This window comes from Streptomyces sp. CB01580, assembly GCF_001905795.1.
In the GTDB taxonomy this organism is placed as follows: Bacteria; Actinomycetota; Actinomycetes; order Streptomycetales; family Streptomycetaceae; genus Streptomyces.
On sequence record NZ_LIXJ01000001.1, the window covers coordinates 523,854 to 536,238 of the forward strand.

Genomic DNA, 12,385 nt, shown 5'->3' on the forward strand with positions numbered 1-12,385 from the left:
CTCAGCTCCCCTTCGCGGGGACGATCTGGAGATAGATCGCCGTGAGGATCATGTTCACGAAGAACAGCAGCATGAAGGTGATGACGACGGACTGGTTGACCGCGTCCCCGACGCCCTTGGGTCCTCCGCGCGGGTTCAGGCCGCGGTGGGCGGCGACGATGCCCGCGATGAAGCCGAAGATCAGCGCCTTGACCTCGCTGATGTAGAGGTCGGGGAGCTGGGCGAGCGCGGAGAAGCTGGCGAGGTACGCGCCGGGGGTGCCGTGCTGCATGATCACGTTGAAGAAGTAGCCGCCGAGGGTGCCGACGACGGAGACCAGTCCGTTGAGCAGGACGGCCACGCCCATGGTGGCCAGGACGCGCGGGACGACCAGGCGTTGGACGGGCGAGACGCCCATGACCTCCATGGCGTCGAGCTCCTCGCGGATCTTCCGCGAGCCGAGGTCGGCGCAGATCGCGGAGCCGCCCGCGCCGGAGATGAGCAGGGCCACGATGAGCGGGCTGGCCTGCTGGATCACGGCGAGGACACTGGCGCCGCCGGTGAAGGACTGGGCGCCGAGCTGCTGGGTGAGCGACCCGACCTGGAGGGCGATGACCGCACCGAACGGGATGGAGACGAGGGCGGCGGGCAGGATGGTGACGCTGGCGATGAACCAGAACTGCTCGACGAACTCCCGTACCTGGAACGGCCTTCGGAAGACCGACCGGGTGACGGACAGGGCGAGCGCGAAGAGTTTCCCGGTCTCGCGCAGCGGCGCCAGGAGCCGTGTCGGCGGTCTGCGCGCCGGCGGCGGGGCGTCGGTGGCGGGCGGCCCGGGGGGCCGCACCGGAAGGTCGGCGGTCATGGCCTGGCACCACCGGCGGCCGGGGCGTAGCTGTTCATGATGGCCGTGCGGGCGGCCTCGGGGAGCTGCCCCATCATGCCGAGGACCCGCTCGCGGCGGCGCTGGACGGCCCGGCGGACCGGCATCCCGGGCGAGGGCTCCAGCTGCGGCACTACGGTGCGCGGTCCCGGCGCCGGCGCGGATCCGGCGCCGGCGGCGCCCCGCCGTTCGGCGGCGAGGGTGGCCGCGTCCTTCTCCTCGGACATGCCGATGGGTCCTTCCCGGCGCCCCGCGAGGAACTGGGAGACGACCGGTTCGTCGCTGGTCAGCAGGACCTCGCGCGGACCGAAGGTGACGAGGTTGCGGCAGAAGAGCATGCCCATGTTGTCGGGGACCGTGGCCGCGATGTCGAGGTTGTGGGTGACGATCAGCATCGTCGCGTCGATCTGCGCGTTCAGGTCGATGAGGAGCTGGGAGAGATAGGCGGTGCGGACCGGGTCGAGTCCGGAGTCCGGCTCGTCGCACAGGATGATCTGCGGGTCGAGCACGAGGGCCCGGGCCAGCCCGGCGCGTTTGCGCATCCCCCCGGAGATCTCTCCGGGCAGTTTCCCCTCGGCACCCAGCAGACCGACGATGTCGATCCGTTCCATGACGATGCGCCGGATCTCGGATTCCTTCTTGCGGGTGTGCTCCCGCAGCGGAAAGGCGATGTTGTCGAACAGCGACATCGAACCGAAAAGCGCGCCGTCCTGGAACATGAGCCCGAACAGTTTACGCGTCTCCATGATGTCCCGCTCGGGACTGTTCACCATGTCGACACCATTGATGAGGACGCGTCCCCGCTCCGGTTTCAGCAGTCCGATGATGGACTTGAGGAAAACCGTCTTTCCGGTGCCGGACGGGCCGAGCATCACGCTTACCTCACCGGCGGGCAGTGTGAGCGACACATCCTGCCAGATGTTCTGCTTGCCGAAAGACTTGGTAAGACCCTCGACGACGACTTCGATTCCCATCCCACCTCCTGCATGCACTCACGAAGTGACAGAAGTGCACCGAGGGGCGCACGTTAAGTTCATCAGGACCACCGGGACAAGCCCTTGAACAGCCATTTCTTCAGGAGCCGGCCCGTTTGTCATGCGATGACAAACTCCCGCGTACGCCTTGTCGACGGATGCGCAACCCCAGCGGCGGGCCCGGGCCGGGCCCGCGCGTTCCGAGAGGGAGCAACCGTCGGACATCGTGGCCGAGTTGCCTACGGGGGCGACGTTACGGCCGAGTAACCTGACCGGGCAATACCGGTTCCCCAAGTTTTCGACAGCCCGCGCCACCCCCTCGCGTTCTTCGCACGAATTGAGCAGGAAACCGGGGGGAACTGTCACCGGATGACAAGTTCTCCGCACCGGCGAAAGACCGCCTCGATGGCCGGTTCCGCCATTACGCGGGTGCGCAACGAATGACAAGTCGCCCTCGTGGTGCACTCATCCGGGAACGAGGAACCGGTCACGGGGCAACAATCTCGGACAACAGGATTGTGCGGCGGTGTTTCCCGCCAGTAACCTCACGGCTCGGTGAAAGGGACGTCCGTTTCGGCATTGTTCGCCGTGGACTCCGGCACCCGTACCGCACACCGATGGTCTGTGCAGCCGTGACACCTGGCCCGAAAAGGTGCCGGTTCGGTGTGTCACAGAAAGACCCGAGCAACTCCGCTTATGTGGCCGCCCGGTGGCGGCTGCCCGAAAAGGGGACGACATGAGATCTGGTTCGAGACGGGCGCGCCTGGGGCTGCTGGCCTCCTTCACCGCACTCGCCGCCTTCGCGTCCGTGGGATCGGCCACCGCCGCCACGGGCCTCAACGGCCACTGGGCGCCCTTCACCCGGTGCCCGGTGGACGCGCCGTCCATGCTGGCCGCCGACGGGCTGAACGACACTGCGGTCTGCGTCTCCTCGCACTCCGCGAGCGGCTCCATCAAGCTCGGCAGCACCACCGTGCCGGTGGGCGCCAGCGATCTCCAGGTCGGTGTGGTCACGCACCCCGGCGGCGGCTCGACGGTGGTCTCGCCCGCAGGCGGCGCCCTGGTGGCCGACTCCGCACAGCTCCCCGGCGGGCTGCTCGGGCTCATGTGCCCCAGCGAAATCCCGGTGATCAGCGGCATCTGCAACCAGATCACGAACAGCACCCTGAACCGGGTCACCGCCACCATCGAGTCGGTGGGCAGCCCCAGCGACTTCCAGCTCCTGGCGGGTGTCACCACGGGCAAGCCGATCATCACGCTCCCGGTGCGCATCCACCTGCAGAACCCGTTCCTCGGCGACGCCTGCTACATCGGCTCCGCCTCGAAACCGATCCTGCTCCGCCCGCAGAACCTGACCCGTCCCACCCCGGGCACCCAGCAGTTCGCCGGTGACGGCACCCCCGACCCGGCCGGCGTGATGGGCCGCATCAGTCTCCTCGGCGCCGACCAGACGGACACCACCTACGCGGTCCCGGGCGCGAGCGGCTGCGGCCTGGGCCTGCTCGACTGGGCGGTGAACCTGAAGACCGGGCTCCCCTCCGCCTCGGGCGACAACAATGTGGTCCTGAACAACGCCCAGACGTACGTGGCCACGATCAACGACCCGAGCAGCGCCGCCCCCGACGCGGGCAAGCTGATGTCGCAGTACTGGCACTCGGCGGCACGGTAACCGGCACGGCCGGCCGGACAGCGGGCGGGGCCGTCCTCGGAGGGTGGCCCCGCCCGCGTGCCCGGCAGCGCCCGTGGCCCGGCCGACGCGCACCCGCGGGCCGCTCCTCGGCCGGGCGACGGGTGGCCGAAGGTCAGCCGGCGGGCGTCTCCTTGCCGGGCAGCGCCGGCACGGTCGGCGGGCAGAAGGTGCTGGTGTCCGAGGGGACACAGGTCATGCCCTGGTTCATCGCGACGACGTTCCCGGGGCCCGAGATGGCCGCCGTGAACAGGTTGTCCAGGTCCTCACCGCCGGTCCCGCAGCCGGAGAACGGCGGGATCTCGACCTTCCCGTTCATGGGGCCTCCGCCGAAGACATTGACGTACTTCGGGAAGTCGCCGTTCAGGACCACCTTGAACGGTGCCGCGGTGCGGCAGTTCGGACCCACGTCCAGGGGGGTCCCGTTGACCTTCACGTCCCGCAGGCGCAGCGACTGCTTGAACGAGGCCGTGGCGAAGTAGGTCTTGGTGCTGCCCGTGCCGATGTTTCCGGTCGAGATCGTGAGCGGCCCGTTCTCGAACTCCACCTTCGCGGACACCGGCTGGAACCCGAACGTCAGGAAGGTGGAGTCGGCGTCCGGCAGCTTCAGGTTCCCGAGCGAGTCGAGCCGCAGGTAGTAGCCGCCCGGGGCGTTGGCCGCCCGCTGTCCGCGGTGCACGTTGGCCAGGACGCTGATCAGACCGGGCTTCTTGGCGGGATCGTTGATGACCATCGCCCCGTTCAGCTTGTACACGGTGGCCATGCCGACCGCGTAGGCACAGCCGAACGTTCCGCCGCCGGGGATGTCGACCTCCATGACGGGACCGCCCTCCGGTGGTTTCGGCGCGTCGCTCCAGTCCGCGGTTCCGGTGGGCGGCTCGACGGGGCACGGCTCCTCGCTCCCGGCCTCCGCCGTCCGCGGCTCCACCGCGATGCGGTCACCGGCGCCCGCGCCCCCGACCCCCTCCTCCCCCTCGGTCCTCGACGGCCAGGGGTCGGGCGGGCCGGCCGTCACCGCAACGGTCGCCAGCGGCGTACCGCCGTGCTCGGCGGGTTCGCAGCCGAGCGGCGGGGCGGCGGCCGACCCGCTCTCCGCTCCGGCCTCCGGGGCGGTGTCCGTGACGGGACGCAGCCCGAGCGTGAGCCGGCCCGCGGTGAAGGTGGCGTCGCCCGCGGCCGGCAGCGTCACCGACGGAACGGGCCCGGTGTGGACGAGGCCCATCTCGCCCTCGGCGGGGACGGCGGAGCCCGGCGCCGGCAGGTCCAGCCACCGGGCCTCGGCCGACCGGTCGTTCTGCCTGATCCCCACGGCGAGCGTCGCGGTGCTCGCCACCACCTCGGTGCCGGCCGGCAGCAGCGCCTCCAGGTCCGCCCGCGCGAGCCGTACGTCGACCGTCACAAGGCCGCTCTCCAGCGGCGTCCCCACGGTCCCGGAGGACGGGAAGGCCGTGGTGACCCGGACGGTGACCCGGCCGGTGCCGCCCGGCAGGGCGCAGTCGTAGGCGAGGGTCACGGCCGAACTGCCCTCCTCGGCGGCCGATCCGGAACCGGACAGCAGCCCCGCGAGGAGCACGACGGTCGCGACCGATGCCAGGCGCACCGATCGCCTGCCGCCGGTCACCGATGTCTTCACGTTCATTCTGGCGCTGTCCTCCCTGGTACGGGGTGCTGCTGGAGTACGGCCCCGGACCGGTGGATCCCCGGTGCGGTCCCGCCGCGCGGGTCCCCGGCGCCAGGGGCGACGGGCGGGCCGTGAACGGCCGCTCGGGGTGGTGGCGAACCGTTGTCCGCCACCACCCCGAGCCGGAGGTGGACCGGGTCGCCTTCCGCCCGGCTCCGCCACGTCACGACGTGGCGGTGATCTTCTGCTTCGGGCTCACCACGTACTCGGCGTTGAAGCCGGCCACGTCACCATTGCTGATGAGGCCGAGGCAGCTGGCGTTGGACGCCTTCAGGTCGCTTCCCGTGCCGTCGATGACGAGGGCGCCCTTGGTGTTGTCGTAGTGCCCGTACACCTTGCCCTTGAAGTCCGCGTTGCAGCCGACGCCGGAGATGTGCGCCGAGATGTCGCTGACGGTTCCGTCGACCCAGTCCGCGTGCGTGGCGTTGGGCTGGATGACGTTGATCTTCCAGGGCGTCGCCGTCATGGAGACGGTGAAGGAGATGCCGCCCACGTCGCAGCCGGTGAACGTGATGTTGTTGATGCTGCCGATCCCCACGCCGTCGGCGCTGGTCGTCTGGAGCGTCCCGGACGTCACGGCGGAGGAGTCGCAGACGAGCTGGACGAGGGGGACGTCCAGCGTCGGGAGCGTGGCGTTGGCGGTGAACGCGCCGCCCGGGCTGACCGTCCAGGAGTGCGACGCGGTGGTGGCCGAGGCCGACGACACCGTCATCCCGATGGCCGCGCCGAATGCTGCGGTGACGAATGCGGCTCTGCGTGCAAGGGTGTTCACGATTCCTTTTCCCTTTCAGAAGGCGTGACCCATGCGGAGAACCCGTCCCGCCGGAATGGCTGGAACTCCGATGGGGGGCACAGGACAGAGAAGTGGCAGTCCGGCCTGAGCGACTGCGCGACCACGTGCGTTCGGCGAAGACGCTACGGTCGGGTAACGTGGCTCCGCAACACTCGTGACGAAGAATCTCCCGAAGCGCGAATCCCGGTCGGCATTTTGTCGTGACGCGAGTGCCGAGCCGTGAAATCTTGTCCAGAAGTGAGCAGTCACGGCGCCCCCGCGAAGGTCCCGGACCGCCCGCACGCAGCACACTCGCCTCCTGCTGCACCAACCCTCCCTGGTCAAGGGGTACCTGAGTGGGCATCAGCCAGGCCCTCGCATGCCACGCCGTATCCGTACGGCGACCCGGAAGACCTTCTCACCGACCGAAGGCACAACAGGGGATTCGGCCGGATTGAATTCGGCCCCGTACAGGGCGAAGGCCGCACACACGATCCCGCGACGCGCCCTCTTCGACTTTGCGCCGATGAAACAGCGGACCTGTCCGTCCGACGACAGACGTATCGCATTCCCCCGCACGGAAGAGTGGCACATATTCACCGGGACATCCCCGGGAATTCCCGTCGCGGAACACCGGTCCGACGCGCAGGCGCGGCGGACGAAACGGAATACATGAGTCCGTGCGTCCCGGCACGTCGCGCCCGCGACGGCGGTACGTGCCCCCTACATCTCGTCCTGCCGTGCCTGTGTCCACACGCGCGTGCGTGGACTATCTTCAGCAGCCCACGTTGGTACGCACCTGACGGCTTGGGAGCGCTCCTCCCACGGCCCACCCCCCATCGGGCGCCGGAGAGCAAGGGACAGAGGAATGCCGGGAGTTGTGCAACCCTCGGAACTCGGAGAGCCGCTCGGGCCGCTGCCGCAGGAGTTCGCTGCGATCGTTCGTCCCGAGATACCCAGCCTGATCAAGGAGATCGGGCTGGAGGTCACCCGGGCCTACCCCGTGTACGCGCGACTGCTCGACGGCCCGTACGGACAGGGCATCCGGGTGGGCGTGGAGCAGACCATCTCCGTCTTCGTGGACCAGGTCGCCGAGCCGACCGCCCCCTCCACCCTGCGCGACGAGATGTGCCGGAGGTTCGGCCGGTACGAGGCGTACGAGGGCCGCACCCTGGACCAGTTGCACGGCGCCTACCGGCTGGGCGCCCGGATCGCGCTCCGCCGGGCCAAGAAGATCGGCCGACGCTACAACCTCTCCCCCACGATGATGCTCGCCTTCGCCGACGCCCTGTTCACCTACGTCGACGAACTGGAGGCGCTCTCCCGCGAGGGCTACATGGAGGTCCGCGCGGCCTCGGCCGACCACACGGGCACCCTCAGACGACGGCTGCTGCATCTCCTGCTCGCCGGACGTCCCGTCCCCCGTACGGCCATCGCCGAACTGTGCGAGCAGACCGGCTGGACGATGCCCGACGAGGTGACGCTCGTGGCGGTGCGCTCCTCGCCGGATCCGGGCGGACCGGGCGCCGACCGGGACGTGCTGGTCGACTTCACCGATCCCCAGCCGCACTTACTGATCCCGGGGGCGTTCGACGACGCGCGAAGACGCATGCTCGACCGAACGCTCCCGGGGCACCACGCCGCGGTCGGACTGACCGTCCCCACCGCCATGGCCTCCGACTCGATCCGCTGGGCCCGCCGGGTGCTCGAACTCGTGGACGCGGGCGTCATCGACGACGAGCCGGTCGTCCGCTGCGAGGACCACCTGATCACACTCTGGCTGTTGTCCGACACGGCCCTCCTCGACCAGCTGGCGCGCCGCGAACTCGCCCCGCTCGCCAAAATCAGCGCGAACCGGCGGGAGCGGCTGATCGAGACCCTGCGGATCTGGCTCGACACCCGGGGCACCGCCGCCCAGATGGGCGAACTGCTCGACGTGCACCCGCAGACCGTCCGCTACCGGATGCGCAACCTGGAATCCATCTTCGGCGAGCAGCTCGTCGACCCCGAGGCCCGGTTCTCGACCGAGGCGGTGCTGCGCGCGCTGCGGCTGCAACTGCGCGCCGGAGGCGACGACGCCCGCGAACCGCGGGGCGAGCGGGCCGGAATCGGATCACGCACGGCACGACGGGTCAACTTACCCAGCGGTAAGGCGAAATAGCCGGTCAGTCCCAAACGGTTGCCGCACGGAGACGTTCTCAAGGAGAAACCCGGACCTGCGTCCCGTAGACATGGAGGAGTCGGCCGCCCACCCGGCGGCCGTACCCGGCAGCGCCTCCTGGCCGACCATCCGAGAGGGAACCCCCCATGACCGCCTCGCACCTCCTCGTCCCTGTGCCGATCCCGGACCGGGTCGCCGCGCTGATCGGGTCCTGCATTCCCCCGCACATCCTGCGGGCGGAGCGCGACGCCGCGTGCGCCGCGCGGGAGGTGCGCCGGTTCCGCGGTCCGCGGCTCTGTGCCGAGGACCAGGCGGACCGCGAGCAGGCGCTCGGGGAACTGGCACGCGCCAACAAGATCCTCGCCGCTCATCACCCGGGGCTGCCGGTGCGCCCCGGCAGTGCCTGGTGATCCGGCGCGGAACCTACTCGGCGAAGTCCGCGGCCTCGTACACCCAGGCGCCCTCGGACCGCACGAAGCGGCTCCTCTCGTACAGCGAGTCCGGCTGTCCGGCAGCGGTGAAGTGCGCGCGGAAGGTGACCGTGCCCGTGGTGTGGAAGGCGCTGCCGTCGGTCGTCCCCAGGACCTCCAGGCGCACCCATCGCATTCCGGGATCGAAGTCGACGGCGGGCGGCCGGGTGCGGGGGTGCCAGGTGCGGAGCAGATACGCCTCGTCCCGGACGGCGAACGCCGCGTACCGGGAGCGCATCAGGGCCTCGCAGGTCGAAGCGGCCGCGGTGCCCGCGTGGAACCGGCCGCAGCAGTCGCCGTAGGTGCCGGGCAGTCCGCAGGGGCACGGCGACCGGTCGGTGATCGCTGAGGGCCGCCCGGCGGGGGCGGTGGACCGCCTCGGTCGTGTGGTGCGTCGTGACATGCGTCCATTGTGTCCTGCGGGCCCGGGCGGGACGGCCCGGGAGATCCGGGGCCCGGCCGGGGGCGGTCAGGGCTTGCGGGCGACCCCCGCGTAGCCCGGGATCGGCTCGTCCCCGGGGACATCGACGGCCTCGCCGAGTTCCGGGTGCCAGTCCGCGGAGAGCGAGACACCCGGCTCGACGAGTTCGAGCCCGTCGAAGAACGCGGTGAGCTCGGCGCGGGACCGCAGCCGCAGCGTCATCCCACGCGCCTTGTACATGGCGGAGGCCGTCGCCGCCCCCTCCGGGTCGTAGTCCCCCGTGGTCTGCGAGAGCACCAGGAAACTTCCCGGGGGGAGCCGGCTCACCAGGCGGTCGACGATCTCGGCCGCGCCGTCCTCGTCGTCCAGGAAGTGCAGCAGGGCCAGCATCGACAGAGCGATCGGCCGGTCGAAGTCGAGGACGCGGCCGGCCTGTTCGAGAATGGCCTCCGGTTCGCGCGCGTCGGCCTGGATGTAGTCGGTGGCCCCCTCGGGGGTGGAGCGCAGCAGGGCCGCCGCGTGCGCGAGGACGATCGGGTCGTTGTCGCAGTAGACGACGCGCGCGTCCGGGGCGACGCGCTGGGCTATCTGGTGGAGGTTGGGCTCGGTGGGGATTCCGGCGCCGATGTCGAGGAACTGACGGATGCCGTTGTCCGCCAGCCACCGGGTGGCCCGGTGCATGAAGGCCCGGTTGACCCGGGCCATGTCCCGCCCCCGGGGCTGGAGGGCCAGCAGCTCCCGGGCCATCCGTTCGTCGACCGGGTAGTTGTCCTTGCCACCGAGAAACCAGTCGTACATCCGTGCGGGATGCGGACGGCTGGTGTCGATCTCCACGGCTCGGGGCTCGTGCCCGGTCATAGCGCGCTCCATGGGTCCATAGGTCGGCGGACAGCAGCAGTGCGGGACGCGGGCGGGTCCCGGCGCCGGGGTTTTGAGGAAGGAACCCTCGGACCGGCATCGGGACCCACCGCTCAGGTCAGGAGGAAGTCCGCCTGACCCGACTTGGCTCCCTGGATGAAGGCGGCGATCTCGTGGTGCGAGTAGATGAGTGCGGGGCCGTCGGGATCGGCGGACTGGCGGACGGCGACCCTGCCGTCGGACAGTTTCATGGCTTCGACGCAGTTGCCCCCGTTCCCACCGCTCCACGGCTTGTGCCAGCCCTCGGTACCGAGTTCGGCGGCCGGCATGCCGTTGTATATGGGATCCATCACAGCTCCTTGCGGAAATCCCGGAGGATCTCCTTCGTGCGTTGTGCAGTCGCGGCCTGAGCCGCCATGCGGTCCATGACTTCGAGGTAGGAGGCCACCTCGGGGCGCGCGTCGAAGTAGACGGCACCGGTCAGGTACTCGCTGTAAACCATGTCGGGGAGTTCGGGCACTCCGAAGCGGAAGATGACGAAGGGGCCGTAGGTGCCCGGGTGGTGACCGGTCGAGAACTCCGCGATCTGCAGTGTGACATGCGGCATCTCGGCGGCCTCCAGCAGCCGGTCGATCTGCCCGCGCATCGCGTCGACGCTGCCGACGGGGCGGCGCAGCACCGTCTCGTCCATCACCACCCACAGCTTCGGGGCGTCCGGCCCGTGGAGCAGGGACTGACGTCTCATGCGCAGCGCGACATGGCGTTCGATGTCCTCGGGCCTGGTCTGGCCGACGGCACCCGTGCGCAGCACCGAGCGCGCGTAGTCCTCGGTCTGGAGCAGACCGGGGACGAAGTGCGGCTCGTACATGCGCAGGAGGCTCGCGGCGCCCTCCAGACTGACGTACATGCTGAACCAGTCGGGGAGCACGTCGTGGTAGCGCTGCCACCAGCCGGGCTTGTTGGCCTCCTCGGCGAGCTCCACGAAGGCGTCGGCCTCGTCGTCGGAGATGCCGTACGCCTTCAGCAGCATCTGGACGTAGGGGATCTTCAGGGCGACCTCGGCGGTCTCCATCCTGCGTACCGTCGCGGGTGCGACCCGCAGCACCTTGGCAGCCTGGTCACGGCTCAGGCCGACACGCTCCCGCAGATCCTGCAGGCGCTTGCCGAGAACGACCTGACCGACGGTCGGGGCGGACCGCGGTTCGCTCACTTCAGACCTCCCCATGCGCTGTTTGGCAGCAGTGTGCCATGAGCGGGACCCCGTGACACAGTCACTCTGAAATTTTCAGAGTGCCTCTTGCCAAGTGTTCCGGACAGGGGGAAAGTTGTTGAGGGAACCAGTTCACGTAGTCACGACCGCGGTCATTCGTGTGCGAACGCGGAGCGTGACGTAGCCCCCACTGTGAGGAATGGTTGTGGCACCTGGCAGTGCGCTCATCCCCCGGCTCATGGACCTCAGCCCCGGGACCGAAGCGCTCCGGTACTGCTTCGCGCTGCCGGCACACCCGGAGTCCGTGGCCGGCGCGCGGCAGCTGGCACGGGCCCGGTTCGACGAGTGGCGGCTGGACGACGACGCGTACGAGGCGGCGGTCCTGATCGTCTCGGAGCTGGTCACCAACGCGGTGGTGCACACCCGGAGCGCCCGCGTCGTGTGCGAGCTGCGATGTCTCGGCAGACGGTTGCGCATAGCCGTGCAGGACCAGGGGTACCAGACCGGCGGGCCGAAGCTGTGCCGTACCGCCTCCGGCGAGCACGGACGCGGACTGCTGCTCGTCGACGCGATGTGCAGTACGTGGGGTTCCCGCTACGCGGAGTTCGGCTCGGGCCGCATCGTGTGGGCGGAGCTGCCGCACGGTTCGGAGCGCTCATGCTGAGGAACGCGATGTCGCATCTGCGCAGGGCACGCCGGCCCCACGACTCCGGGCCCCCCGCCGGGACGGAGACGGTGCGGCTGCCGCTGCCGCCCGCGTTCTCGGCGACCCTGGGCTGCGACGCCGTGGGCGTGCCGGCGCGCCACGGCTTCCGTTTGCTGTCCCACCTGCCACGCACCGGTTGCGTCTTCGCGGACACGGACCTGTGGTGGTGGATCGTGCCCGCGGGCTCCGACCTGGATCTGGACTGGCCGGTGCAGGTCGCCTACGTGCGCGGGGCGCGGGTTCCGGCGGACCGGCCGAGGCTGATCCACCGGCCCGACAACCACACGCCGTACACCCCGCCCATCCCCCTCTTCCTGATGGTCTGCCAGGTGATGGGCGTGACCCCGTCGTGGGCGCCGTCCGGTGGCGCACGCACGGTCTCCGCTCCCTGACGCGGACGGTTCACGGTCCCGGATCCCGGGCGTCGCGCCGCACGGCGCCGCGGCATACTCCCCGCCACCCCGCCCATCGGTCTCCCCCGGTACCCCCGCACCTCGGTCGACCTGGGGATTCATCGAGCGGATGCCCTGGTCACGCTGCGTTGTCAGTGGTCCGTTCTACTGTGGCACCACTGATCGAAAAC

13 protein-coding genes are annotated in these 12,385 nt (G+C 69.9%); 5 read left to right on the top strand and 8 right to left on the bottom strand.

The genetic code is table 11. From position 1 onward, the window contains the following. Position 1: 1 nt before the first annotated feature. Together AMK22_RS02015 and AMK22_RS02020 are read right to left on the bottom strand one after the other, a co-directional pair. Entirely contained in the window at positions 2-844 is an 843-nt protein-coding gene (locus tag AMK22_RS02015; RefSeq protein ID WP_073781417.1) for an MlaE family ABC transporter permease, read from the bottom strand. Then, positions 841-1,836 (bottom strand): ABC transporter ATP-binding protein, encoded by a 996-nt coding sequence (locus AMK22_RS02020; RefSeq protein WP_073781418.1) that lies wholly within the window; start codon positions 1,834-1,836, stop codon positions 841-843. The genes AMK22_RS02015 and AMK22_RS02020 overlap by 4 nt, the downstream gene beginning before the upstream one ends. A 736-nt stretch (positions 1,837-2,572) precedes the next feature. Here AMK22_RS02020 and AMK22_RS02025 point away from each other — a divergent pair. Continuing rightward, complete coding sequence (locus AMK22_RS02025; RefSeq protein ID WP_073781419.1) at positions 2,573-3,505, top strand: hypothetical protein; 933 nt, start codon at positions 2,573-2,575, stop codon at positions 3,503-3,505. 133 nt (positions 3,506-3,638) lie between these two features. Here AMK22_RS02025 and AMK22_RS02030 read toward each other — a convergent pair whose 3' ends face one another. After that, a complete protein-coding gene (locus AMK22_RS02030) occupies positions 3,639-5,162 on the bottom strand; it encodes a DUF6801 domain-containing protein (RefSeq protein ID WP_073781420.1) in 1,524 nt (507 codons plus the stop codon). A 205-nt stretch (positions 5,163-5,367) separates the two neighbouring features. Beyond that, a complete protein-coding gene (locus AMK22_RS02035) occupies positions 5,368-5,976 on the bottom strand; it encodes a hypothetical protein (RefSeq protein ID WP_242433796.1) in 609 nt (202 codons plus the stop codon). Positions 5,977-6,844: 868 nt separating this feature from the next. On the opposite strand from AMK22_RS02035, the gene AMK22_RS02040 reads away from it, so the two are divergent. Continuing rightward, positions 6,845-8,137: a helix-turn-helix domain-containing protein gene (locus AMK22_RS02040; protein ID WP_079185864.1), complete on the top strand. Its 1,293-nt coding sequence runs from the start codon at positions 6,845-6,847 to the stop codon at positions 8,135-8,137. A gap of 146 nt (positions 8,138-8,283) precedes the next feature. After that, a complete protein-coding gene (locus AMK22_RS02045) occupies positions 8,284-8,547 on the top strand; it encodes a hypothetical protein (protein ID WP_073781421.1) in 264 nt (87 codons plus the stop codon). Between the two features lie 13 nt (positions 8,548-8,560). On the opposite strand, the gene AMK22_RS02050 is transcribed toward AMK22_RS02045, so the two are convergent. From AMK22_RS02050 to AMK22_RS02065, 4 genes are all read right to left on the bottom strand, one after another. Then, positions 8,561-9,010: a YchJ family protein gene (locus tag AMK22_RS02050; protein WP_073781422.1), complete on the bottom strand. Its 450-nt coding sequence runs from the start codon at positions 9,008-9,010 to the stop codon at positions 8,561-8,563. Between the two features lie 66 nt (positions 9,011-9,076). Then, entirely contained in the window at positions 9,077-9,886 is an 810-nt protein-coding gene (locus AMK22_RS02055; RefSeq protein ID WP_073781423.1) for an SAM-dependent methyltransferase, read from the bottom strand. 113 nt (positions 9,887-9,999) lie between these two features. Continuing rightward, positions 10,000-10,236, bottom strand: a complete 237-nt coding sequence (locus AMK22_RS02060; protein WP_073781424.1) for a DUF397 domain-containing protein — start codon at positions 10,234-10,236, stop codon at positions 10,000-10,002. Beyond that, positions 10,236-11,096, bottom strand: a complete 861-nt coding sequence (locus tag AMK22_RS02065) for a helix-turn-helix domain-containing protein (protein ID WP_073781425.1) — start codon at positions 11,094-11,096, stop codon at positions 10,236-10,238. Before AMK22_RS02065 ends, AMK22_RS02060 begins: the two co-directional genes overlap by 1 nt. Before the next feature lie 205 nt (positions 11,097-11,301). On the opposite strand from AMK22_RS02065, the gene AMK22_RS02070 reads away from it, so the two are divergent. Further along, positions 11,302-11,760 carry an ATP-binding protein gene (locus AMK22_RS02070; protein WP_073781426.1) on the top strand — a complete coding sequence of 153 codons (459 nt, stop codon included), beginning with the start codon at positions 11,302-11,304 and terminating at the stop codon, positions 11,758-11,760. Then, complete coding sequence (locus AMK22_RS02075; RefSeq protein ID WP_073781427.1) at positions 11,754-12,194, top strand: hypothetical protein; 441 nt, start codon at positions 11,754-11,756, stop codon at positions 12,192-12,194. Before AMK22_RS02070 ends, AMK22_RS02075 begins: the two co-directional genes overlap by 7 nt. Positions 12,195-12,385 lie beyond the last annotated feature (191 nt).